This window comes from Campylobacter sp. CNRCH_2013_0898h (assembly GCF_025772965.1).
In the GTDB taxonomy this organism is placed as follows: Bacteria; Campylobacterota; Campylobacteria; order Campylobacterales; family Campylobacteraceae; genus Campylobacter_D; species Campylobacter_D lari_D.
On record NZ_JAKMTD010000002.1, the window covers coordinates 173,299 to 195,733 of the forward strand.

The window sequence follows — 22,435 nt, forward strand, 5'->3', positions numbered from 1 at the left end:
AGGAGTATATTTATGCAACAAGCTGTTATGCCAGATAAACAAAGTGTAGAGAATTGTTTAAAGCAAAAAAAATATTATATTGATTTTTATCAAAGAAATTATATTTGGAGTAAAGAAACTACATTAATTCTCTTAAATGATATATTTTATAATTTTAATTTAGGATATCAAGATTGGAAAGATTCAGAAATTACAGAAGAACTAATGGAGAAGTATAATTGGTATTATCTTAATGTTTATATTACAAACAATATTAATAGTAAAATATATATAGTTGATGGACAGCAAAGACTTACCACCCTAACTTTAATAGCTACAAAACTTTATCATATGCTTGATAGTAAAGAGAAGTTGAGAGAATTATTAGGACAATGTATTTTTAGCAATAATGGTTTTAATGATTTTTTTAATATTGATAACGATAAAAGATATAAAATTATGGATATTATTTTTAATAAGAAAAATTATCCAGATGAATTTGATAATGAAACAGAAAAAAATCTTATAGAAAGATATAATGATATATCGAATTATTTAGAAAATGAATTTAAAGAAAATAATTATAAAAAACTTAAAGTGTTTATTTTGTATTTTTTAAAACGATTAGTATTGGTTGAGTTAGCTATCGATCAAAATGATACCCCTATGATATTTGAAGTTATAAATGATAGAGGTGAGCCACTTAAGCCATTTGAAATACTAAAAGGTAAATTGATAGGTGTTTTAGATAAAAACGACACAGAGTATTTTTGTAAAATATGGGATAGCGTTTTATCCACTTTATCAAAATTTGAAGATAGTTTCTTTATAGATTTTTTAAAATCTAGATTTATTTTTAAAAGAAATTCTGATGTTGAAAAAAACATAAATAAGCGATATCATAGATATATTTTTGAAAATAATGAAATAGCCAATAATCTAAATTTTAGAAAACAAGATTTTGATCGTATTGAAAATATTAAAAAATTTATTAAAAATGAAATAAATTATTATGGCAAATTATATAAAAAAATAACAAATAGCAATAATGATTTTTTACGTTATTGTAAAGTGATAAATGATTTATCTGGTCAATATCAAAACATTTTAGCTGCATGTGAAATAAATGATAAATTAGAAGATGAAAAAATAAATTTAATAGCTAAAGAATATGATAGATTATGGATGTTATTAAATTTAAATGGTATGTATAATAGTAACAATTTCCAAGATATAACATATAGTCTTAACGAAAAACTGAAAGAAGTAAAACTAGAAGAATATAAAACAATATTTGATTGTTTGTTAAAGGATATTATAAAAAATAAAAAGAAATTAGAATCAGATCCAAAATCTTTATTGGATTATAAAGATTTTTTAAATAGAGATTATACAAATGTGAATCCTAGATTTTTACGATATTTATTTGCTAGGGTAGAAAAATTTATATGTGACAATATGAATATACAACCGCAAAATGATGTTTTTACCATCTCAACGAAAACAGGAGATAAAACAGGTTATCATATAGAACATATATTGTCTAATAATGCTACTAATATCAATTATTTTGATAATGAAGAAGAATTCCAAAGACAAAGAAATCTTTTAGGTGGATTATTGCTTTTAAAAGATAAATCAAATATATCATCAGGTAATGAAGAATATGGGGATAAGTTAAAAACTTATATTGCTGCTAAATTAATATGGGGTTGCTCTATTTGTGAAGATTTTCATCACAGAACAAATAAAGATTTCAAAAATTTTAATGATAAATACTTTAGCTCTGAAAATGGATTTAAATTTTATAAAGAATTTGATAAAAATGCATTGTTTGAAAGAACAAAACTTTTATATGAAATTGTAAAAATTATTTGGGAAGTTGATAGATAAATGATTATCAATGGGCAAAAGCTTGAGTTAAAAGAGCTTAGATTTATGGATTATGTTAAAGAAAAGCAATTAAAAATAGAATTTATTGCCTTAGAATTAAACGGAGAAATTATCCCAAGGGATAAATTTGAAAATTTGATTTTAAAAGAAAATGATAAAGTAGAGATTGTTACTTTTGTAGGTGGTGGTTGATGAGAATTAAATTTAATGGTAGTATGATAAACACGCATTTTAAAAACACTTTGGAATTTTTTCAAAGTGTGAGTAAAAATGAAAATGATGTATGGATAGTCAATGGTTTTGCAACAAAAGAAAGTTTGGATCTAAAAGAAAATGATGAGCTTTTTTGTATAGAAAAAAATACTTTACCACCATATGAAGCTCTTGATGCGATGATGAGGGCAAGACATACTCCAAAACTTCATAATAAGCTTAAAAAGGCAAGTGTGGCAGTGTGTGGACTTGGTGGACTTGGCTCGCATATAGCTATAAATTTAGCAAGAAGCGGGGTTGGTAGGCTTCATTTGATTGATTTTGATGTGGTTGAGCCAAGTAATCTTAACCGTCAAGCTTATATGGTGGAAGATTTGGGTAAATTTAAGGCTGAAGCTTTAAAAGATCAAATCGCTAAAATTAATCCTTTTATAGAAGTATTTGCACAAGTTTTAAAAATAGAAAAAGAAAATATAGCCAAACTTTTTACAAATGATGATATAGTTTGTGAAGCCTTTGATAGTGCAAAATATAAAGCGCTTTTAGCGCAAAATTTTCATCAACACTATCCTCAAAAAACATTAATTTGTGCTTCTGGCTTAGCAGGATATGGCGATAGCAACAGCATACAAACAAGAAAAATTGCAAAAAACTTTTATGTTTGTGGTGATTTAAAAAACGAGGCAAAGGTAGGCAATGGACTTATGGCACCGCGTGTAAATATTTGCGCAGGACATCAAGCAAATTTAGTTTTAGAACTTTTAGCGAGCGAGTAATGGAAAAATTAAAAATAGGAAAATATGAGTTTAATTCTAGGTTTATTTTAGGTTCTGGGAAATTTTCTTTTGAGCTTATAAAATCAGCCATTGAAGAAGCAAAAGTTGAGATTATCACCTTAGCTTTGCGTAGGGTAAATGATAAAGGCATAGAAAATATACTTGATTTTATCCCAAAACATATTAAACTTTTGCCTAATACTTCGGGTGCAAGAAGTGCCAAAGAAGCTTTGCGTATAGCAAAACTTGCAAGAGAGCTTGGCTGTGGAGATATGATTAAAGTTGAAGTAATTAGCGATAGTAAATATTTATTACCGGATAATTATGAAAGTGTAAAAGCAGTAGAACTTTTAGCAAATGAGGGTTTTACACCTTTAGTTTATATGTATCCTGATTTATATGCAGCGCGTGCTATGGCTAATGCAGGAGCTGCTGCTATAATGCCTCTTGGAGCTCCTATAGGAAGCAATAAAGGCTTAAAAACTAAAGAATTTATACAAATTTTACTTAATGAAATTAGCTTACCTGTTATAGTAGATGCAGGCATAGGAAATCCCGCACAAGCTTGTGAGGCCATGCAAATGGGAGTAAGTGCAGTGATGGTAAATACTGCTATAGCTCAAGCTAAAGATGTAGCAAAAATGGCAAAGGCTTTTGCTTTGGCTATAGAGGCAGGACATAATGCGTATTTAGCAGGTATAGCAAATGAAAGCATGCCAAGTGCAAGCTCGCCTTTGAGTGGTTTTTTAAGAGATTAAAATGCAAAAATATCCTCATATGCAAAGTATTGAAAGTGAAATTTTAACCAAGGTTTTAAAAGAAGTTGAAATTTTTGATGAAAGTAAATTTAGCGCTTTTGATGTAAAACAAGCTTTAGTTAAAGATTATCTTAACATAGAAGATTTGAAAGCTTTGCTTTCAAGCGCAGCAGAAGATTTTATAGAAGATTTAGCACAAAAATCAAGCAAGATTACTCAAAAATATTTTGGAAATTCCATTTCGCTTTTTACACCTTTATATCTTTCTAATTTTTGCAATAGCAAATGCACTTATTGTGGGTTTCAAAAAGGAAATAACATTAAAAGAGCTAAGCTAAATGAGGCTGAAATTCACAAAGAAATGCAAGAGATTAAAAAAAGCGGCTTAGAAGAAATTTTACTCTTAACAGGTGAGGGCAGGGAATATGCTAGCGTAGAATATCTTGCCAAAGCTTGTGAGATAGCAAAAGAGTATTTTAAGGTTGTTGGAATTGAAGTTTATCCTATGAATGTAGATGAGTATACATTGCTTCATGAAAAGGGTTGTGAATATGTAAGTGTTTATCAAGAAACTTATAATCAAAAAACTTATTCTAAAATTCATATTGAAGGTGAAAAAAGTGTATTTGAGTATCGTTTTCATGCACAAGAGCGAGCGTTAAAAGCAGGTATGAGAGGGGTTGCTTTTGGAACTTTACTTGGCGTGGATGATTTTAGAAAAGATGCTTTTGCTACGGCTTTACATGCGTATTTTTTACAGCAAAAATACCCTCATGCTGAAATAGCTTTATCCATCCCTAGATTAAGACCTATTATCAATAATAAAAAAATTCATCCAAAAGATGTAAGCGAAACAAGGCTTTTGCAGGTTTTATGTGCTTATAGATTATTTTTACCTTTTGCAAGTATTACGATTTCTACGCGTGAAAGAGCAGGATTTAGAGACGGGGTTATTAAACTTGGAGCTACTAAAATGAGTGCAGGTGTAAGCGTGGGGGTAGGTGAGCACCAAGGTGATAAAAAAGGTGATGATCAGTTTCAAATTAGTGATATGCGTAGTGTTGATGAGGTTTTAGCTATGTTAAAAAATGCAAATTTACAAGCTATAATGAGCGATAGTATTTATGTGGGATAAAAAAATCATTGCTATTAGCGATAGTCAAAATACCCAAGGAGATTTTTTAAATTTTATTGAAAAACTAAGTCAAAGTAGTATTGATGCTTTAGTGCTTAGAGAAAAACATTTGGATGAGTTAGAATATACTAAATTAGCCAAAGAAGTATTAAAAATTTTTAATAAAACTCAAAAAATTTGCTTTTTGCATTATCATTATGAAGCTTGTTTAAAATTAAATCATCAATTTTTTCATGCTCCCTTAATAATTTTACAAAATTACCCACAAAGTTATAAAAAATTTGAGCTTTTGGGTACTTCTGTCCATTCTAAAGAAGAATTAGATTTAGCTTATAAGTTTAAAGTAAATCATACTTTTTTCGGACATGTATTTGAAAGCTCATGTAAGGCTGATTTAACACCAAAGGGTATAAAAAATTTAAAAGATTTGTTAGAAGTTTCAAAAATACCCATTTATGCCATAGGTGGGATAAATATCCAAACTATAAATCACTTAAAAGATTTAAATTTAGCAGGCGTATGTATAAGAGAAGCTTTGTATAAAAGTAAAGATGTAAAAAACTATGTTTTAAAGTGTAAAGATCTTTTAGTCCAAAAGGACTAAAAGATTATAGCCAGAAAAAGTATGCAATTACTGCAAGTGCGATTGAGCAAAAGATATTTAATATAATCCCAACTTTTACCATTTCTTGTTGTTTAATATGTCCTGTACCAAAAACTATAGCATTTGGTGGTGTAGCAACTGGTAGCATGAAAGCACAAGAAGCACCAATAGCAATGATTAAAGCAAGTCCTAAAGCAGGAACACCTAAAGTATCTGCTATAGAGATAAATAAAGGCACAAGTAAGGCTGCTGAAGCAGTATTTGAAGTAAATTCAGTTAAAAATACTATAAAAAATGCCACAATTAAACCTATAATAAATAAATGTCCATTTTCTATAAATGAAATGATAGTATCAGCCATTACTTTACTAGCGCCAGAATCTCTTAATACTACACTTAGAGTGATGCCTCCACCAAAGAGCATTAATACACCCCAATCGGTATTTTTTTGTATATTTTTCCAATCAATTACTTTAAAAGCACATACTAAAACAGCAGCCAATAAAGCAATAATCGCATCAAGATTTGCTATTTTGTGTCCAAAAATACTTGTGATGATAGGACTGATATTACCACTAAAAATCCAAGATAGTGCAACGACTAAAAAGATTATTAAAGTGATGATTCTAGGTCTTGTAAGTTCTATATTTTCAGTATGTAAATCAACTTGTAGATTAAATTTAGGTTTAAACATAAAGTATAAAATTAAAATCATTGCAGGTAGGAAAATTAAAACAATAGGAATTCCGTATTTTAACCATTGTGCAAAAGTAATGTGTAATTGAGTGGCAACGATTGCATTTGGTGGAGTTCCTACTATGGTGCCTATACCACCTATACTCGCACTAAAAGCTATACCTAAAAGGATGAAAACATAAGTATTTCTATCTTTTTGCGGATCAAGTGAAGCTAACATACCTATAGCAAGCGGAAGCATCATAGCTGCTGTTGCGGTATTACTCATCCACATAGATAAAAACGCAGTGGTAATAAAAATATACAAACTAGAAAGGCCTAAATGCCCTTTTGCTAATGTTAAAATTTTATGTGCAATAAGTTTGTCTAATTTTTGATGATGCATAGCTGCGGCCAAAGCAAAACCACCAAAAAATAAAAAGATATTAGAATCAGCAAAACCTGTTAAAGCTTTAGCGGTGGGTAGTAATCCCAAAATAGCAGCTAAAACAGGTACTAAAATAGCTGTAATAGTAACATGCAAAGCCTCGCTAAGCCATAAAACGGCAATAAAAATTAACAAAGATAAACCTTGGTTTACTTTAGTTTCACCAAAAGGGGAAAAATAAAGCAAAGCGATAAATAACACTAAATCAGCAACGACTATAAGTGTTTTTGTATTTGAACTCATTTAACAACTCCTTTAAAATATTGCAGTTTTGTAACATATTCTAAATGAATTTTCTTTTAAATATCAATTTTTGTATAAAATTTTTTCAATAAAATTATTCTTGTGTGAAAAAAAGTAAGTTTTAGTAAAATTTATTTGTTTTTGGTATAATTTTTGCTAATTAAAAATCATAAAATAATAAAGATGATTCTAAGGAAAAAAAGATGTTAAAAAAAGTATTTGTATTTGTTTTAGCTTTATTTTTTAGTGCATGTGCTGTAAATTCTAAAAATCAAAGTGTTGCAAAAGTTAATGAGCTTATAAAAATTCAAGCACAATGTTATAATCCTTCTGATTCTAAAGCATATGAAGCAAAAATTAAAGGCCTTGTGTATATTAGTGATGTGGGGCTTAAGTATTGCGCAAATAAAAGAACAATTGATAAAAGTGCTTCCTTAAAAAAAGTTTATATTCATAGGGTATATGATTTAAATGAGAATTTAAAATATTCTTCTTCTAATGGAAATAATTATTATATTAATGAGAATTTTAACTACTATTTTTATGTGTTTTTAAAAGAAGAATTAGAAAATAGAGGTATAGTTGTAGTAGAAGATACACAAGATTCTCCTTATGTTTTAAGGGTAGATTTAAGTTTTAATGATTTTTATTCTAAATTTGATTCTAATTCTTTATTTTCAATTATTGCTAGTCAATTGACACTAAAAGATATTAATACCAATAAAACTATTAATATTAAAACCAAACAAGAAGTTAAAGGTTTTTATAATATCAAAGATCTACCTTTTTTCACTCAGCTTCTTATAAAACAAGTGGCTAATAAATCTGCAGATATTATCAGCTCTTTGTGAGGTGTTTTAATTGCCATGGATTTTCCTTTGCGAGTTTTTGTCCAGCTTGCAAGGAAGAGCTTTTAGAATATTCTTTAGGTATAAGAGAACTTGAGGGAAATTTTAAAGTTTATTATTTTTATCAATATGAGCAAATTAAGCATTTGATTTATTTTAAACACAAATTTCAAGGCTATTTTGTTTTAAATGCTTTGGCAAAATTGAGTTTTGCTAAATTTGAGGATTTTTTTCAACCATCTTGTAAAATTAATGCTATAGCTTTAGATGATAAAACATATAAAAATTACTCTCATACTGCTATTTTAACTAAATACTTAAATACTAAATTTATAAAACCTATGTATCACACCTTGCAAGCTAGTTCAGAATTTAAATATAGTGGTAAAAGTTTGAAATTTCGTAAAGATAATAAAAGATCTTATAAGCTTTTAAAGCGTCCAAAATATCCTGTAATTTTAGTAGATGATGTGATAACTACTGGATTAAGTTTATTAGAGGCAAAAGAGCTTTTAGAAAAAAATAATATTGAAGTACTTTTTGCTTTAGTTTTGGCTAATGCAAAATTTGATACAATATAGGCATTAATTTTAAGGATTTTTATGGAAAATATTTTTACTAAAGATTCAGATATTGAAAATATAGATATAGAAAGTTCTATAAAAAGTAGTTATTTAGATTATTCTATGAGTGTTATTATAGGCCGTGCCTTACCTGATGCTAGAGATGGGCTTAAACCTGTTCATAGAAGAATTTTATATGCTATGAATGATTTAGGTGTTGGAAGTCGTAGTGCATACAAAAAATCAGCGCGTATAGTGGGTGATGTAATCGGTAAATATCATCCACATGGTGATACAGCTGTATATGATGCTTTAGTAAGAATGGCGCAAGATTTTTCTATGCGTTATCCAAGCGTAGATGGACAAGGAAACTTCGGTTCTATTGATGGCGATGGTGCTGCTGCGATGCGTTATACTGAAGCTAGGATGACGATTTTAGCTGAAGAGCTTTTGCGTGATATAGAAAAAGATACGGTTGATTTTATACCAAATTATGATGATTCTATGAGTGAGCCCGATGTTTTACCTGCTAGGGTCCCAAATTTATTGCTTAATGGTTCAAGTGGTATTGCAGTAGGTATGGCTACTAATATTCCTCCGCATAGCTTAAATGAGCTTATTGATGGTTTGCTTTATTTAATTGATAATAAAAACGCAAGTTTAGAAGAAATAATGCAATTTATTAAAGGACCTGATTTTCCAACCGGCGGTATTATCTTTGGTAAAAAAGGTATTATAGAAGCATACCGCACAGGTCGTGGTAGGGTAAAAGTAAGAGCAAAGACCCATATAGAAAAAAGAGCTAATAAAGATATTATCGTTATAGATGAACTTCCTTATCAAACTAACAAAGCAAGATTAATAGAGCAAATCGCTGAACTTGTCAAAGAAAAACAAATCGAAGGTATTGCTGAAGTTAGAGATGAGAGTGATAGGGAAGGAATTCGCGTGGTAATTGAGCTAAAACGCGATGCTATGAGTGAGATTGTGTTAAATAATCTTTTTAAATCTACCACTATGGAAAGCACTTTTGGTGTGATTATGCTTGCTATACATAATAAAGAGCCAAAAGTTTTTTCTTTAATTGAGCTTTTAAATTTATTCTTAAATCATAGAAAAACTGTAATTATTAGAAGAACTATTTATGAGTTGCAAAAAGCTAGAGCTAGAGCACATATTTTAGAAGGTTTAAAAATTGCACTAGATAATATTGATGAAGTGATAGCTTTGATTAAAAACTCTCCTGATAACCCAACGGCTAAAAATTTATTAATGCAAAAATTTGGTCTAAGTGAGCTTCAATCTAATGCTATTTTAGATATGAAATTAGGCCGTTTAACAGGTCTTGAGAGAGAAAAAATTGATAACGAATTAAGGGAATTATTAGCAGAAATAGAGAGGCTTGATCAAATTTTAAAAAGCGAAACTTTGCTTGAAAATTTAATCAAAGATGAGTTAAAAGAAATCAGAACAAAATTTGATGTACCGAGAATTACTCAAATTGAAGATGACTATGATGATATTGATATAGAAGATTTAATACCAAATGAAAATATGGTAGTTACTATCACTCATCGTGGCTATATTAAGCGTGTTCCAAGTAAGCAATATGAAAAACAAAAACGCGGTGGTAAAGGTAAGGTCGCAGTTACAACTTATGATGATGATTTTATAGAAAGTTTCTTTACAGCAAATACACATGATACCTTGATGTTTGTTACTGATCGCGGACAGCTTTATTGGCTTAAGGTTTATAAAATTCCTGAAGGAAGTAGAACCGCTAAAGGCAAAGCCGTGGTTAATCTCATTAATCTACAAGCAGATGAAAAAATCATGGCAATTATTCCAACCACTGATTTTGATGAAAGTAAATCATTGTGTTTCTTTACTAAAAATGGTATCGTAAAACGCACAAATTTAAGTGAATATCAAAACATTAGAAGCGTGGGTGTAAAAGCGATTAATCTAGATGAAAATGATGAACTTGTTACTGCAATTATCGTAGCAAGGGATGAAAATGAAACTCAAGAACAAAATTATGAAGAAAATTTAGAAAATGAAATGCTTGAACCTAATGAAGAGCTTGATAATACTATCGTTGGTAAAATGCTTTTTGCGGTTACTAAAAAAGGTATGTGCATTAAATTCCCACTTGCTAAAGTTAGAGAGATTGGCCGTGTAAGTAGAGGGGTAACTGCGATTAAATTTAAAGAAAAAGATGATGAGGTTGTGGGTGCTGTTGTTATAGAAAATGACGCTCAAGAAATCTTAAGCGTAAGTGCAAAAGGTATAGGTAAGCGTACTGATGCTGGAGAATATAGACTTCAAAGTAGAGGTGGTAAGGGTGTTATTTGTATGAAACTTACTGCCAAAACAAAAGATTTAATCGGTATAGTCATAGTTGATGAAAGTATGGATTTAATGGCATTAACAAGCAGTGGTAAGATGATACGCGTTGATATGCAAAGCATTAGAAAAGCAGGTAGAAATACAAGTGGTGTAATTGTTGTTAATGTTGAAAATGATGAGGTTGTAAGCATTGCTAAGTGCCCTAAAGAAGAAGATGAGGAATTAGATGCTGAAACTAATATGGATTTAAATTTAGAATAGTAAAATTATTGGAATGCTTTTTGCTGTTTTAATAAAATCAAATAAATTGAAGGTGTAAAAAATGAAAAAAGTTATTTTTATGTTTTGTTTAGCTTTGGGTTTTAGTGCTTGTGCACTAGATCAAAGAGGTGTGAATCCAAATCAGACTCAAGCAGCAAATTCTGATGTTGTGGTTCAAAAAGTTGATAAAGATGATGTGCGTAACATCATTAGAGAAGAAAAAATGCTTGCAAATGATACAAGCACAGACAATGATTTAACTTTTACAGCGGTGGGTGAGGGTATTGCTCCTTTAAATACGGTTTCAGTTGGTCAAGCTTTAGCTTTAGCTAAAAGAGCGGCAATTACCGATGCTTATAGACAATTAGCAAGTAAGTTGTATGGTGTCAGAGTTAATGGTAAAGATACAGTAAAAGATGCAATGCTTAAAAGCTCAACTATTACAGCACAGGTAAATGGTTTGATTAAAAATGCAAGTGTTGTAGATCAAGACTTTAAAGATGGTCTTTATAGAGTAAATGTAGAACTTAAAATTGATGCTGACAAGTGGAAAGAATTGTTTGCTTATTAATCCTCATAATTTTTAATGCTACTGCCCAAGATGAATTTATATTTTGGGCAGAACTTTCTAATAAAAATTTTATTCTTTATCATCAAAATGAAACTATTTCTATGGCTATGACTAAAAGTAAAAATAAAAATTTAGAATATGCTTGTGAGTTAGCATATACACCAAGTGATTTGAAGTCTTTAATACGCAATGATTTTGGTATGGTGGCTGAAGAAAAGATGACAAAGCTGGATAAATTTAACTTTTTAAATGCTCACAAAAATGATTTAATTGATTGCTTTTTTAACTCAAAAATAGATGTAAAAGACTTTGTAAAAAGTGAACAAGCAAGTGCGCAAAGTGAAACTTATGTGAGAATTTTGCCACTAAGATTTATAGTTGAATTTCACGATAATAGTGCCTTTGTATATTATCTTAAATAAATACAAAGCTTGCTTTTATAAAAATCAAGTTAAAATACTTAAAAAAATATTAAGAGTAAAAGATGTATAAAAGTATCCCTCGTTATTTATTATTTAAATACCTGCGTTTTGATAAAGATCAACCCTTTATTATGCTTTCAAAAATTTTAGCCTTTTTAGGTGTAAGTATAGGACTTTGTGTGCTTTTAGTTGCAATGGCCATTATGAATGGCTTTGATAAAGAATTTGAGAGAAAACTTTTTACTATGAATTACCCTATCACTATATTACCGCGTTTTGGAGCAAATGTAGATGATAAATTATTACAAGAATTAAGAAGCAAATTTCCAAATTTATTATTTAGCCCTTATATTACTACTCAGGTTATAGCAAGAAATGATTTAAAATTGGAAGGCGGTATGCTTTTTGGGGTTAATTTTGAAGATGAAAAAAAGATCAATGAGGTAGTAGCTCAAGCTTTAAAAGATAAAAAATTAGATAATTTTGATATTTTAATTGGTAAGGGTTTAAAAGATGAATTTAGACTTGATTATAATGAAAAAATTACCTTAATTTTTTCCAATCTTAATGCAAGCGGACTTTCGCTTATTCCAAAAGTTAAAAGATTTGATGTTATGGCTGATTTTTCTTCAGGTTTGTTAGCTTATGATAAAGCTTATATGTATACAGATGTAAAAGCTTTAGCTAAGATTTTGTCATATCCCCAAGGAAGTTATGATGGGGTACATGTATATTCAAATAAACCTTTTGAGGATATTAAACAAATTGAAGCTTTCTTGGGTGTAAGATATGCTAGTATAGGTTGGTGGGAGCAAAATGGAAATTTCTTTGCAGCATTAGCTTTAGAAAAAAGAGCTTTGTTTATAGTATTGATGTTGATTATTTTGGTCGCAAGTTTAAATATAGTAAGTTCTTTATTAATGATAGTAATGAATCGTCGTAGTGAGATAGCTTTGTTGCTTTCTTTAGGAGCTAGTAAGTTAGAGATTAAAAAAACATTTTTTTCTTTAGGATTTTTGATAGGTGGAAGTGGTATCGTAGCAGGTGTGATACTTGCAGCTATTGCTTTGTGGGTACTTGGAAATTTTGACATTATTTCTTTACCAAGTGATGTTTATGGCATGAGTAAGCTACCTTTGGAGCTTTCTTTTGTTGATTTTTGTACTACGATTTTTGGTGCTATTATGATTGTGAGCTTGTCTTCTTATTATCCTGCTAAAAAAGCAACACAAGTAGATATTTTAGATACTTTAAGAAACGAATAAATTGAGAAATTTATTCGTTTAAGAATTTTTGAATTTCATTGAAAAAGCTTTCATAACTAATATCTTTAATGGTTTTAATAAATTTTCCATTCTCATCAATCAAATAAAATTCGCCACTATGTGCTATAGAATATCCCATAGCAGAATTTTTAAGATTGATTTTTTCATATACTACGCCATAATTTTTAGTAACTTTTTCTAATTCTTTTTCATCTTTAGCAACCAATGCAGTTGAATTTGGGTAAAAATACTTAACCCATTGGCTAGTTTGAGTTAAGTTGCTATCTCTTGCTGGATCTAGTGAGATAAATATCACATGAGCTTTTTCTTTATTTGGCATTTTTTCTAAAACATTAGCAATCAAGGCAAGCTCGCTAGGACAGACATCAGGACAATATGTATAGCCAAAATATACAATTAGTTTTTTACCGATAAAATCTTTTAGACTAAGTATGCCTTTTTCAGAATTTAAGTGAAAATTGTATTTGTTGTTTTCAAAATACTGCACAGATATAAAAAATACTCCAAAAATTACCACAATTAATAAAAAAATATTTATTTTTTTCATATTTTACCTCTTTACATCAAAGTCAAAATAAAAACCTAGTGGAGTTTCATCATCAAAAAGCTCTATTCTAAAACGCATTATATCTAGAGTGCAAGAACTTAAAACTAATTTAGCATGATAAGTATTGTTTATTTTTTTAAATTGTGGAACAATATCTCCCATATACATATTAAGTCCATAAACCCTAGCATTAAGTTTTTTAAACTCACCTAAATTGGTAATATTTAAATCAAGCTCATTTAATGTAGTAATAGGCTTTGGATTTAAATTTACTAAGACTTTTTTATCCTTAAAATTGTATTTACATTCTTGAATGTTTAGATCACATGTTAGAGGTGTTAAAGTGGTAATTAATTCTCTCTTTTTTCCGGTATTTGATGAATTGGTGTAAAAATAAGCCCCGCATATAGCAAAGACTATAGCTAAGGCAAAGACAAGTAGATTTTTCATTATTTTTTAATGCTTCTTGACTCGATATCTTTTAGTTCAATTGTGCTATTATCATCAAAATAAAGAGTTAGATTGGCCTTTGTTTGCGGTGTGATATTTTCTTTGAGATTTAGTATCATAATGTGCATCCCACCAGGTTTAAGTTCAGTGCTTGAATTAGCTTTTATTGTGATTTGAGGAATTTGAACCATCATTTTTTTACCATCCTTCATAATATGATCATGAATTTCAGCTGTATCGCTTAATGAACTTTGAGCTTTTATGAGTTTAATATCTTTGTTGGAGTTGTTTTTAAGTTCTAAAAAAAATGCCGTTGTTTTAGAATTAGGTGGAGTTTGTCTTACATAAGGATCATTTATAGTAATTTGATTTGAAAAAGCAAAAGTGCTTAATATGGCTAAACTAAGTAATTTTTTCATTATTTTTCCTTTTTTTGTTTTTGGTTATTTGTAAAACATTATACACGGAAAAAATTAAAAATATATTTATTGTAAAAATATTATAATTAGCTCTTTGTTGTTTTAATTTTTAATAGAAAGGTGAAAATTGTTTAAAATTATATTAGCATTGTTTAGTTTGGCTGTGTTTGCAAATGCAAATAATCTTGCAAAAATTTATCTAAACGAAGGTATTGATGCAGTTGAAAGGGTATTGGAGCAAGAGTTAAGTAAAAAAGATTTTTGGCTTGATGAGATAAAAGACAAAAATATTAGTTTAGGATATTATGAGGAAAATGTTGCAATAGTTTTAACAAATAAAAGTGATAAAATTATTAGAGTTTATCACTACAATGATGGAAAAGTAGAAAAGAAATTTATCCAAAGGGATGTTTTAACAGGTTTAGCTGGAGATAAAGAAGTAGAAGGAGATTTAAAAACTCCAATAGGTTTTTACGAACTTGGAAAGAAATTTTATCCTGGTGATCCATATTATGGCCCATTTGCATTTGCAACAACTTACCCAAATGTTTTAGATAAAACTTTGGGTAAAACAGGTGGTGGTATTTGGATTCATGGCTATCCTTTAGATGGAACACGCTTGGATACTTATAAAACTAGAGGTTGTATTGCTGTGCATAATGATTTATTGGAAGATTTTAATAAATTAGTAGCTGATAGAAAATCTTATGCAATGACAGAAGAGAAAAATAAAGTAAGAGCAACTCATGATGAAATAGCGATTTTACTAGCTAATTTATTTGCCTGGAAAGATAGTTGGCAAAAAAGTGATATAAATAAGTATTTATCTTTTTATGATAAAAAAATTTTTAAACATAATAATAAATCTACTTATGAGCAATTTGCAAAAAATAAAGAAAGAATTTTTGCAAAGAGAGAAAAAAAGAGCATTAAATTTTCAGATCTTAGCATAAGTCCTTATCCAAATGATAAAAATGAGAAAATTTTTAGAATAGGATTTTATGAAGACTATCGTAGTACTAACTATAAATTCAAAGGAGAAAAAGTCCTTTATGTTAAGCTAGTTGAAGATAAAATGCAAATTTTAGCTGAACAATAATGGCATATATAAAAATTGATCGTTTGGCTTATGAGTATAATCTTGACTTAATAGCCTCTAAAGCAGGAGGTTATCAAAAAGTAATATGTGTTTTTAAAGATAATGCTTATGGACATGGAGCTAAGCTTTTAGCTCCTATAGCTAGAGCAAAAGGTATAAATTTTATAGCGGTAAAAAATGAAGCTGAAGCAAAAGAGCTTGAAGATATTTTTGATAATATCTTAATTCTATCCCATCATCCACATGGCAATGAAAGTGAAAAATTTATTTATGCTTTAAATGATAAAAATGATATTAAAAAATTCAAGCAAAATATAAAAATTCATTTAGTTGTAGATACAAATATGCATAGAAATGGAATTATACCTGAAGAAATTCAAGAAGTGATACAAGAACTACAAAGTAATAATTTAATACTTCATGGAGTGATGATGCACTTTGCAGGAAGTGATGAAATAGATGCTAGTTATTTTGTGCAAAGACAAAAATTTAAACAAGCTAAAGAGCTAATATATACTTTGCTTTGTGATGAAGCTAAAAAGCTTATATTTCATTCACATAATTCTGAAGCATTGTTTAGAGCAAGCGAGCTTGGGTGCGATGAGTATTGTAGAGTAGGGCTTGTGCAATTTGGCTATGCGCATTTTAATAAAGACTTACGCAAAGTTTTAAGTTTATGGGCTGAAAAATTAAGCCAAAGAGCGTTGAAAAAAGGTCAAAGTGTTGGTTATGGTGGTGTATATAATGCAAAAGAAGATCTTGAAATAGCAACTTATGATTTAGGTTATGCAGATGGGCTTTTGCGTTATGATGGAAAACAAGATTTTTTTCTTCCTAATGGTAAGAAATTGCTTGGAAAAATGTCTATGGATAGTTTTTCTTGTGAGAATGATGAAGATGAAATTTGTGTTTTAAATGATGCAAATATTATGGCTAGTTTTTTTAATACTATCAACTATGAAATTTTAGTCAAACTTTCTCCAAATTTGAAAAGAATTTTAGTTTAAGATAAAAAGTGTTAATATATCTAAAGAAAGGGCAAATATGGCATTTTTAAATTGGGCTATTTTAATTTTATTTTTATTTATAGTATTTTTATTGATAAATCGTTACGAGAGAAAAATAAAAATTTTATATAAAAATATTGAAATCTTGAAAAACGAGTGTAAAAAAAATAGTGAAAATATAGAAAAAAATAGAATTTTAATAGAAAAAAATAGATCAAATATCGAAGATATAAAAATTCAAGATTAATTTTTATCTTGAAGTATTTTTGCTATCAATTCTAATGGATGTAAAAAATGCGTGGAGGATTTTTCATGCTCTAATGCATTTGAAATTTGCATTCTACAAGCTGAACATTCTGCACTGATAATTTCCACATTGCTTTTTTGTATATTTTGAGCTTTTCTTATACCAACTTGCAAAGCTTTTTCATAGTGATCAGTTTGCATACTAACACCACCAAAACCACAGCATTCATTTGAGTTAATAAGTTCTTTGAAAGTATAGTTTTGTTTAAGCAAGGCTCTAGGTTCTTTAAAAACACCTTGCATTTTTCTTGCATGACAAGGATCGTGGTATGCAATTTTTGTCTTTAATTTTTTCTTTGTTTTTAAAAGCTCTTCTAGTTTAGTATATTCATAAAAATATTTTGTTGCAAGTAGTATTTTACTAGAAATATTTTTAGCTCTTATAGCCCATTCTTCATCTTTTTGCATGTGGAAAAAATGTTCATAGTCTATATTAATCATCGCAGAACAGGTTGCTTCGGGGATAATGATATAATCTAGAGTTTTTAATTTTTCTTCAAAATAAACGATATTTTTTTTAGCTAAAATTTCTACACTTTTAAAATCTCCCGTAAAATAATGAGGAGCGCCGCAACAAGATTGATCTTTTAGTAAATCTACATTGATTTTAAGATGTTTACAAATTTCAAGCAAAGCAAAGCCCGTATTTGTATAAGAGTAATTTGACAAGCAGCCTATAAAAAGTCCTATGGTTTTTTCACCTTGATTATTTATGAAATCAGGATTAGAAGCTAGAAAGCTTTTTTTAGCTAAAGAAGGAAGCAAACGATCTTTTTTAATTAAAGGTAGGTTAAATTTAGCTTTCATTCCCAAATTTTTATGTTGTAAACTAAAAGCACAGCTTTGGAAAACATAACCAAATCTTGCTAAAATATCTAGAATTTTTCTGCGTCTTAGAAAAAAGAAAGCAAGTTTTTTGTACCAAGCAATGCCAAATTTTTGTGCTATATCGTAACGCACTTTTTCAATAGCACTATCCACTCTTAAATGGCTTGGACAAGCTTCAACGCAATTTGTACACAAAAAACATGATTCAAATATTTTTTTAAGATTTTTATCAAGGTCTAGTTCTTGGTTTTCATAAGCACTGATTAAATCTAAAAAGCCACGAGGGGAAGTACTTTCATCGCGATTTATTTCATGTATGGTGCAAACTGGTATGCATTTTCCGCATTTTACGCAAGCATTAGAAATTTCATTAACATTTAACATATTAAACCGTTTTAGAGAAAACTTTTTTATCTTCGCTAATGCGTTTTAAATATTTATCAAAACACATAGCAATATTACGGATTAAAAGCACTCCTGTTTCATTAACTTTGATATGAGTTTTATCTATGTTGATAAATTCATTAAGTTTTTGGAGTTCTTCTAAATCTTGCTTAAAATATTCAAAAAAATCAATCTTAAATTTACTTTCAATATTTTTTATATTAAGAGCAAAATTACTCATAAGTTCCATAATAACAGCTTTTCTTAGTTCATCATCATCATCAAGCATGATACCTTTTTCGCAAGGCAATCGACCTTCATCGATAGCCTTTTCGTAGCTTGGCATATCTTTGAAATTTTGCATATAGTGTCTTTTACCTTCGCCTATACTTGTTAGGCCAATCCCGATTAAATCGGTTCCGCCTTTTGTAGTATAGCCTTGAAAATTTCTATGCAAACTACCATTTTCTAAGGCTTTAAAAAGTTCATCTTGTGGTTTTGCAAAATGATCCATTCCTATCATTTTATAACCATTTTGAGTTAAAAATTTTTCACAATATTCTAAAATTTGAAGTTTTACATCAGGACTTGGTAGAGTGTTTTCGTCAAATTTTCTCATATTTTTTTTAAGCCAAGGCACATGTGCATAATTAAAAATAGCAAAGCGATCGGGATTAATCAGCAGTGCTTTTTCTAAAGTTTGCTTAAAACTTTCTAGACTTTGATAAGGAAGGCCATAAATTAAATCCATATTTACTGAATTTATCCCTTTTTTTCTTACCATATCTACTGCATTTTTGGTAAGTTCAAAAGGTTGAATTCTATGAATTTCCTTTTGAACCTTTTCGTTAAAATCTTGCACACCAAAACTAATACGGTTGAAGCCATTTTGAATTAAAACATCAGCTTGTTCTTCATTTAAGAATCTAGGATCAATTTCACAACTTACTTCACTATCTTGGGTAAAATTTGGAAAAATGCTTTTTATTTTAAAAATCAAACTTTGCAATTGTTTAGCAGAAAAAAAAGTAGGTGTGCCACCACCAAAATGCATTTGAGCTACTTCCCTTTGTGTGTCAATGATATTTGCTAAAAGATCAAGTTCTTTAAAAAGATAATTTAAATATCTTTCTTTACTTTCTTCTTTTGCGGTATATATTACATTACAACCGCAAAAATAACAAGCACTCCTGCAAAAAGGCAAATGAAAATATAAAGATAATTGTGCTGTTTGTTGTTTTAAAATTTTTATATAGTCTTCATATTTAAAATGGGTGTTAAATTCTATTGCAGTAGGATAAGAAGTGTATCTAGGTCCTGCTTTGGAGTATTTAACAAAATTTTTATAATCTCTCATTTTTTACCTTTTTTGCATCATTTCTTTCATGTTTATAAATAAGTTAGGATGTTTTGTATGAATATTGCTGATTAATTGATCTAAATCAATATTAACTTCTTTTATACCTTTGGAAACTTGATGTTTAATCTCATCCATTGCGACTGTCCATACATCATTAAAGTCAATAGGAATTTGTTGATAGATAGCCTTTTCTAGTTTAAGTTCAAAATTATCCTTTTGTATCTTTTTGGCACTTTGTAAAAACTCAATCAGAGTTTTTACAGAAAACATAGTTTTAACTTCATCATTTTCATCTACTATAAACCATGGTTCGGGTGCTAAATTATGGCCATTTTTTAGACTTAACTTTTTTTCTTTATCGTTAATGTGGGTTAGATGAAATATAGTTTGATTGTGTTTTTCTATGCCCAAATGATTAGATAATTCATTGATTACATCTTGAGAACTTTTTTTGCTTAGACTATTCAATCTCACTCCTTATTTGTTAATAATTTTGCAATTTCTTTTGCATGATAAGTTATGATAAGCTTAGCTCCAGCTCTTTTAAAAGCAAGCATAGTTTCAAGCACTATTTTTTCATAGTCAATCACACCTGCTTTTTGACCTGCTTTTAGCAAAGCATATTCCCCGCTTACATTATACACACAAAGTGGAAGTTTAGAATGATTTGCTATATCTTTTACTACATCTAAATACGCAAGTGCTGGTTTTACCATTAAGATGTCAGCACCTTGTTTTTCATCTTCTAAGCTCTCACATAAGGCTTCTTTACCATTGGCAAAATCCATTTGATAGGTTTTTCTATCTCCATAACTTGGTGCAGAATCAGCCACATCTCTAAAAGGCCCATAATAGGCTGAAGCAAATTTAGTAGAATAAGCCATAATAGGTAAATTTTCAAAACCATTTTCATCTAAAGTTTTTCTTAAAGTTTCAATAATACCATCCATCATGCCGCTTGGTGCTATCATATCTGCACCGTTTTTAGCATGAATTAGAGCTTGTTTGGCTGAAATTTCTAAAGTTAAATCATTATCTACGCTTTTACTTTTTGGATCAATAATACCACAATGCCCATGATCAGTATACTCACAAAAACAAAGATCGGTAATTACTACCAAATCAGGAAATTTTGCTTTAATAGCTCTTAGACTTGTAGCAATCAAGCCATCATCGCTTAATGCATCACTTCCACAACTATCTTTTTTGGAACTTTCTAACACGCCAAATAAAATAATCGCTTTAATACCAAGATTAATTAACTCCTCACATTCTTTTAAAATTTCATCTAAGCTCATTTGAAACACACCTGGCATAGACGTGATTTCATTTTTAATATTAGCACCATTGATAACAAAAAGTGGATAGATTAAATCATCTAAATTTAAGGTATTTTCTTTTACTAAGCTTCTAATATTCTCATTAAGTCTTAATCTTCTAAAGCGTTTAAACATAAATTTCCTTTTTGTTTGTTAAAATTGTTTAAATTCTAGCATATTTTTTATAAAAAAGGTAAAGTAAAATAATGACTATTCAAATTTCTGAAATAGCAAAACTCCCCACTCGTTTTGGGGAATTTAATATACAAAGTTTTAAAGAAAATGATAAAGAACATCTTTGTATTTTTAAAGGAAAATTGGAAAAAGAAGTTAATATTAGAATCCATTCAGAATGTTTAACAGGGGATGTTTTAGGAAGTTTAAAATGTGATTGTGGAGAACAGCTTGATTTTTCTTTAAAATACATTCAAGAGCATGGTGGTATGGTGATTTATCTAAGGCAAGAAGGAAGAGGTATAGGACTTTTTAATAAAATTAATGCTTATGCTTTGCAAGATAAGGGTTTTAATACCATAGAAGCAAATCATCAATTAGGTTTTAAGGCAGATGAGCGTAGTTATGAAATAGTAGAATTTATACTTAAGCATTATAAGATTTCTAAAATTAACCTTTTAACTAATAATCCTGAAAAGCTAAATTCATTAAAAGAAAAAATTAATTTAAGAGTGCCTATTTTAATAAAAGCAAATCGTTTTAATAAAGATTACTTAGAAATTAAATATACACAAATGGGACATCTAAATTGAAAAAATACGAAGAGCAATTAAATTTTTTAAAAGATTTTGCAAATAAAGATGATTTTTTTAAAAAAATCACGCTCTATAAAGAGTTGTTAGAAAAATTTAATGCTGTGCATAATTTAACTCATTTTGAAAATATAGATGAAAATATTATTGATAGTGTTAAAATTTTAGATTTTTATGATTTGAGTAATAAAAAAAAGATCATTGATATTGGAAGCGGGGCTGGTTTTCCTGCATTATTTTTAGCTTGTATTTTGCAAGATAATGAATTTTTTCTTTTTGAGCCTAGCGCTAAAAAGGCCTCATTTTTAAGGGTGGTTAAAACTGAACTTAATTTGATAAATGTAAATATCATAAAAGAAAAATTACAAAACTATCCACCTTTTAAAGTAGATTTAATTACTTCAAGAGCTTTAATGGATGTAAAACCTTTGGTAGAAATTTCAAATGGTTTTTATGATAAAAATACTTTATTTTTGCTTTATAAAGGAAGTGAAGTTTATGATGAATTGCAAGAATTGAAAGATTATCAAATTTTTAATCAAGGCTTTAGGAATTATTGTCTTTTAAAGATAAAGGAAAAACTATGTTAATTTTTGGACATCCTTTGATAAATATGCAAAAATTTAGTTGTTATGAAAATATTTTTATCAAAACAAATGTAAATTGTTTTAACTATAATGAACAAAATATAAAAAGTGCAAAAGAGGAAAAAATAGATTTTGCTATATATGCCAAGAATGAGGAAGAAATTTTACTTTCTAATGCACTAGGAGCAAAATATATTTTAATAGAAGATGAGAGATTAGCAAAAATTGCCTCAAAAATGGCTGAGTTTTATATGTTTGACTCTAAAATTTTATTTTTACTTGATGTTTTAGATAATAATTTAAAAAAAGCTTATGAGTTAAGCGTTGATGGAGTTTGT

Annotated in this window: 26 protein-coding genes; 18 read left to right on the forward strand and 8 right to left on the reverse strand. The window is 28.9% G+C overall.

The window, feature by feature from the left end:
- Positions 1–12 precede the first annotated feature (12 nt).
- Genes L8X50_RS01835 through L8X50_RS01860 form a run of 6 tightly spaced genes read left to right on the forward strand, consistent with a single transcriptional unit; the run spans position 13 to position 5,358 of the window.
- Positions 13–1,872, forward strand: a complete 1,860-nt coding sequence (locus L8X50_RS01835) for a DUF262 domain-containing protein (protein WP_263660245.1) — start codon at positions 13–15, stop codon at positions 1,870–1,872.
- Positions 1,873–2,064, forward strand: coding sequence for a sulfur carrier protein ThiS (gene thiS / locus L8X50_RS01840; RefSeq protein WP_066006795.1), 192 nt, complete (start codon positions 1,873–1,875; stop codon positions 2,062–2,064). It abuts the gene before it with no gap.
- A complete protein-coding gene (gene thiF, locus L8X50_RS01845) occupies positions 2,061–2,861 on the forward strand; it encodes a thiamine biosynthesis protein ThiF (RefSeq protein WP_263660246.1) in 801 nt (266 codons plus the stop codon). The genes thiS and thiF overlap by 4 nt, the downstream gene beginning before the upstream one ends.
- A complete protein-coding gene (locus L8X50_RS01850; protein ID WP_263660247.1) occupies positions 2,861–3,619 on the forward strand; it encodes a thiazole synthase in 759 nt (252 codons plus the stop codon). The genes thiF and L8X50_RS01850 overlap by 1 nt, the downstream gene beginning before the upstream one ends.
- Position 3,620: 1 nt before the next feature.
- Positions 3,621–4,754 (forward strand): 2-iminoacetate synthase ThiH, encoded by a 1,134-nt coding sequence (gene thiH, locus L8X50_RS01855; RefSeq protein ID WP_263660248.1) that lies wholly within the window; start codon positions 3,621–3,623, stop codon positions 4,752–4,754.
- Positions 4,744–5,358: a thiamine phosphate synthase gene (locus L8X50_RS01860; protein WP_263659641.1), complete on the forward strand. Its 615-nt coding sequence runs from the start codon at positions 4,744–4,746 to the stop codon at positions 5,356–5,358. The genes thiH and L8X50_RS01860 overlap by 11 nt, the downstream gene beginning before the upstream one ends.
- Before the next feature lie 4 nt (positions 5,359–5,362).
- Here L8X50_RS01860 and L8X50_RS01865 read toward each other — a convergent pair whose 3' ends face one another.
- Positions 5,363–6,724, reverse strand: a complete 1,362-nt coding sequence (locus L8X50_RS01865) for a DASS family sodium-coupled anion symporter (RefSeq protein WP_133319807.1) — start codon at positions 6,722–6,724, stop codon at positions 5,363–5,365.
- Positions 6,725–6,927: 203 nt separating this feature from the next.
- Here L8X50_RS01865 and mapA point away from each other — a divergent pair, with 203 nt between their 5' ends.
- The 6 genes from mapA to L8X50_RS01895 all read left to right on the forward strand — a co-directional run bounded on the left by mapA (position 6,928) and on the right by L8X50_RS01895 (position 13,003).
- Positions 6,928–7,575 carry an outer membrane lipoprotein MapA gene (gene mapA, locus L8X50_RS01870; RefSeq protein WP_258107956.1) on the forward strand — a complete coding sequence of 216 codons (648 nt, stop codon included), beginning with the start codon at positions 6,928–6,930 and terminating at the stop codon, positions 7,573–7,575.
- Complete coding sequence (locus L8X50_RS01875) at positions 7,572–8,153, forward strand: ComF family protein (protein ID WP_133319809.1); 582 nt, start codon at positions 7,572–7,574, stop codon at positions 8,151–8,153. Before mapA ends, L8X50_RS01875 begins: the two co-directional genes overlap by 4 nt.
- Before the next feature lie 21 nt (positions 8,154–8,174).
- Positions 8,175–10,745 carry a DNA gyrase subunit A gene (gene gyrA / locus L8X50_RS01880; RefSeq protein ID WP_263660249.1) on the forward strand — a complete coding sequence of 857 codons (2,571 nt, stop codon included), beginning with the start codon at positions 8,175–8,177 and terminating at the stop codon, positions 10,743–10,745.
- A 61-nt stretch (positions 10,746–10,806) separates the two neighbouring features.
- A complete protein-coding gene (locus L8X50_RS01885; protein WP_133319811.1) occupies positions 10,807–11,316 on the forward strand; it encodes an LPP20 family lipoprotein in 510 nt (169 codons plus the stop codon).
- On the forward strand, positions 11,292–11,738 hold the full coding sequence (locus L8X50_RS01890; protein WP_133319812.1) for a hypothetical protein: 447 nt from the start codon (positions 11,292–11,294) through the stop codon (positions 11,736–11,738). Before L8X50_RS01885 ends, L8X50_RS01890 begins: the two co-directional genes overlap by 25 nt.
- Before the next feature lie 62 nt (positions 11,739–11,800).
- The gene (locus L8X50_RS01895; RefSeq protein ID WP_263660250.1) at positions 11,801–13,003 is read left to right on the forward strand and encodes an ABC transporter permease; all 1,203 of its coding nucleotides are present in this window, start codon (positions 11,801–11,803) and stop codon (positions 13,001–13,003) included.
- Positions 13,004–13,013: 10 nt separating this feature from the next.
- On the opposite strand, the gene L8X50_RS01900 is transcribed toward L8X50_RS01895, so the two are convergent.
- The 3 genes from L8X50_RS01900 to L8X50_RS01910 are packed head-to-tail and all read right to left on the reverse strand — an operon-like array spanning position 13,014 to position 14,440.
- The gene (locus L8X50_RS01900) at positions 13,014–13,571 is read right to left on the reverse strand and encodes an SCO family protein (RefSeq protein ID WP_263660251.1); all 558 of its coding nucleotides are present in this window, start codon (positions 13,569–13,571) and stop codon (positions 13,014–13,016) included.
- Positions 13,572–13,574: 3 nt separating this feature from the next.
- Positions 13,575–14,021: a hypothetical protein gene (locus L8X50_RS01905; RefSeq protein WP_263660252.1), complete on the reverse strand. Its 447-nt coding sequence runs from the start codon at positions 14,019–14,021 to the stop codon at positions 13,575–13,577.
- The gene (locus L8X50_RS01910; protein WP_263659636.1) at positions 14,021–14,440 is read right to left on the reverse strand and encodes a copper chaperone PCu(A)C; all 420 of its coding nucleotides are present in this window, start codon (positions 14,438–14,440) and stop codon (positions 14,021–14,023) included. The genes L8X50_RS01905 and L8X50_RS01910 overlap by 1 nt, the downstream gene beginning before the upstream one ends.
- A 127-nt stretch (positions 14,441–14,567) precedes the next feature.
- Between L8X50_RS01910 and L8X50_RS01915 the strand changes: the two genes are divergently transcribed.
- Genes L8X50_RS01915 through L8X50_RS01925 form a run of 3 tightly spaced genes read left to right on the forward strand, consistent with a single transcriptional unit; the run spans position 14,568 to position 16,793 of the window.
- A complete protein-coding gene (locus L8X50_RS01915; protein WP_133319817.1) occupies positions 14,568–15,539 on the forward strand; it encodes a L,D-transpeptidase family protein in 972 nt (323 codons plus the stop codon).
- Positions 15,539–16,546 carry an alanine racemase gene (locus L8X50_RS01920; protein ID WP_263660253.1) on the forward strand — a complete coding sequence of 336 codons (1,008 nt, stop codon included), beginning with the start codon at positions 15,539–15,541 and terminating at the stop codon, positions 16,544–16,546. Before L8X50_RS01915 ends, L8X50_RS01920 begins: the two co-directional genes overlap by 1 nt.
- A 37-nt stretch (positions 16,547–16,583) precedes the next feature.
- Complete coding sequence (locus L8X50_RS01925; protein WP_133319819.1) at positions 16,584–16,793, forward strand: hypothetical protein; 210 nt, start codon at positions 16,584–16,586, stop codon at positions 16,791–16,793.
- Here L8X50_RS01925 and L8X50_RS01930 read toward each other — a convergent pair.
- From L8X50_RS01930 to hemB, 4 genes are read right to left on the reverse strand one after another with little or no spacing between them, the layout of a single operon-like run.
- Positions 16,790–18,064, reverse strand: coding sequence for a (Fe-S)-binding protein (locus L8X50_RS01930; RefSeq protein WP_263660254.1), 1,275 nt, complete (start codon positions 18,062–18,064; stop codon positions 16,790–16,792). The two genes, L8X50_RS01925 and L8X50_RS01930, sit on opposite strands and share 4 nt — an antisense overlap.
- Before the next feature lies 1 nt (position 18,065).
- Positions 18,066–19,421, reverse strand: a complete 1,356-nt coding sequence (gene hemN / locus L8X50_RS01935; RefSeq protein WP_263660255.1) for an oxygen-independent coproporphyrinogen III oxidase — start codon at positions 19,419–19,421, stop codon at positions 18,066–18,068.
- A gap of 3 nt (positions 19,422–19,424) precedes the next feature.
- A complete protein-coding gene (locus L8X50_RS01940) occupies positions 19,425–19,892 on the reverse strand; it encodes a DUF2603 domain-containing protein (RefSeq protein WP_263660256.1) in 468 nt (155 codons plus the stop codon).
- A 2-nt stretch (positions 19,893–19,894) separates the two neighbouring features.
- Positions 19,895–20,878, reverse strand: a complete 984-nt coding sequence (hemB, locus tag L8X50_RS01945) for a porphobilinogen synthase (protein WP_133319823.1) — start codon at positions 20,876–20,878, stop codon at positions 19,895–19,897.
- Between the two features lie 71 nt (positions 20,879–20,949).
- Here hemB and ribA point away from each other — a divergent pair, with 71 nt between their 5' ends.
- The 3 genes from ribA to L8X50_RS01960 form a co-directional block, all read left to right on the forward strand.
- On the forward strand, positions 20,950–21,510 hold the full coding sequence (gene ribA / locus L8X50_RS01950) for a GTP cyclohydrolase II (RefSeq protein ID WP_220567283.1): 561 nt from the start codon (positions 20,950–20,952) through the stop codon (positions 21,508–21,510).
- Positions 21,507–22,100, forward strand: a complete 594-nt coding sequence (rsmG, locus tag L8X50_RS01955; RefSeq protein WP_133319825.1) for a 16S rRNA (guanine(527)-N(7))-methyltransferase RsmG — start codon at positions 21,507–21,509, stop codon at positions 22,098–22,100. The genes ribA and rsmG overlap by 4 nt, the downstream gene beginning before the upstream one ends.
- Positions 22,094–22,435: hypothetical protein (locus L8X50_RS01960; RefSeq protein WP_263660257.1), on the forward strand; the 342-nt coding region annotated here is incomplete at its 3' end. The genes rsmG and L8X50_RS01960, both read left to right, overlap by 7 nt.

Bases quoted from the DNA above. Each gene is read 5' to 3' on its own strand.
- L8X50_RS01910 (WP_263659636.1), bottom strand. From the start codon at position 14,440: ATGAAAAAATTACTTAGTTTAGCCATATTAAGCACTTTTGCTTTTTCA.
- ribA (WP_220567283.1), top strand. From the start codon at position 20,950: ATGACTATTCAAATTTCTGAAATAGCAAAACTCCCCACTCGTTTTGGG.
- L8X50_RS01920 (WP_263660253.1), top strand. From the start codon at position 15,539: ATGGCATATATAAAAATTGATCGTTTGGCTTATGAGTATAATCTTGAC.
- hemB (WP_133319823.1), bottom strand. From the start codon at position 20,878: ATGTTTAAACGCTTTAGAAGATTAAGACTTAATGAGAATATTAGAAGC.
- L8X50_RS01905 (WP_263660252.1), bottom strand. From the start codon at position 14,021: ATGAAAAATCTACTTGTCTTTGCCTTAGCTATAGTCTTTGCTATATGC.
- L8X50_RS01835 (WP_263660245.1), top strand. From the start codon at position 13: ATGCAACAAGCTGTTATGCCAGATAAACAAAGTGTAGAGAATTGTTTA.
- L8X50_RS01925 (WP_133319819.1), top strand. From the start codon at position 16,584: ATGGCATTTTTAAATTGGGCTATTTTAATTTTATTTTTATTTATAGTA.
- thiS (WP_066006795.1), top strand. From the start codon at position 1,873: ATGATTATCAATGGGCAAAAGCTTGAGTTAAAAGAGCTTAGATTTATG.
- mapA (WP_258107956.1), top strand. From the start codon at position 6,928: ATGTTAAAAAAAGTATTTGTATTTGTTTTAGCTTTATTTTTTAGTGCA.
- L8X50_RS01895 (WP_263660250.1), top strand. From the start codon at position 11,801: ATGTATAAAAGTATCCCTCGTTATTTATTATTTAAATACCTGCGTTTT.
- thiH (WP_263660248.1), top strand. From the start codon at position 3,621: ATGCAAAAATATCCTCATATGCAAAGTATTGAAAGTGAAATTTTAACC.
- L8X50_RS01900 (WP_263660251.1), bottom strand. From the start codon at position 13,571: ATGAAAAAAATAAATATTTTTTTATTAATTGTGGTAATTTTTGGAGTA.
- L8X50_RS01850 (WP_263660247.1), top strand. From the start codon at position 2,861: ATGGAAAAATTAAAAATAGGAAAATATGAGTTTAATTCTAGGTTTATT.
- L8X50_RS01885 (WP_133319811.1), top strand. From the start codon at position 10,807: ATGAAAAAAGTTATTTTTATGTTTTGTTTAGCTTTGGGTTTTAGTGCT.
- hemN (WP_263660255.1), bottom strand. From the start codon at position 19,421: ATGAGAGATTATAAAAATTTTGTTAAATACTCCAAAGCAGGACCTAGA.
- L8X50_RS01865 (WP_133319807.1), bottom strand. From the start codon at position 6,724: ATGAGTTCAAATACAAAAACACTTATAGTCGTTGCTGATTTAGTGTTA.
- gyrA (WP_263660249.1), top strand. From the start codon at position 8,175: ATGGAAAATATTTTTACTAAAGATTCAGATATTGAAAATATAGATATA.
- L8X50_RS01930 (WP_263660254.1), bottom strand. From the start codon at position 18,064: ATGTTAAATGTTAATGAAATTTCTAATGCTTGCGTAAAATGCGGAAAA.
- L8X50_RS01860 (WP_263659641.1), top strand. From the start codon at position 4,744: ATGTGGGATAAAAAAATCATTGCTATTAGCGATAGTCAAAATACCCAA.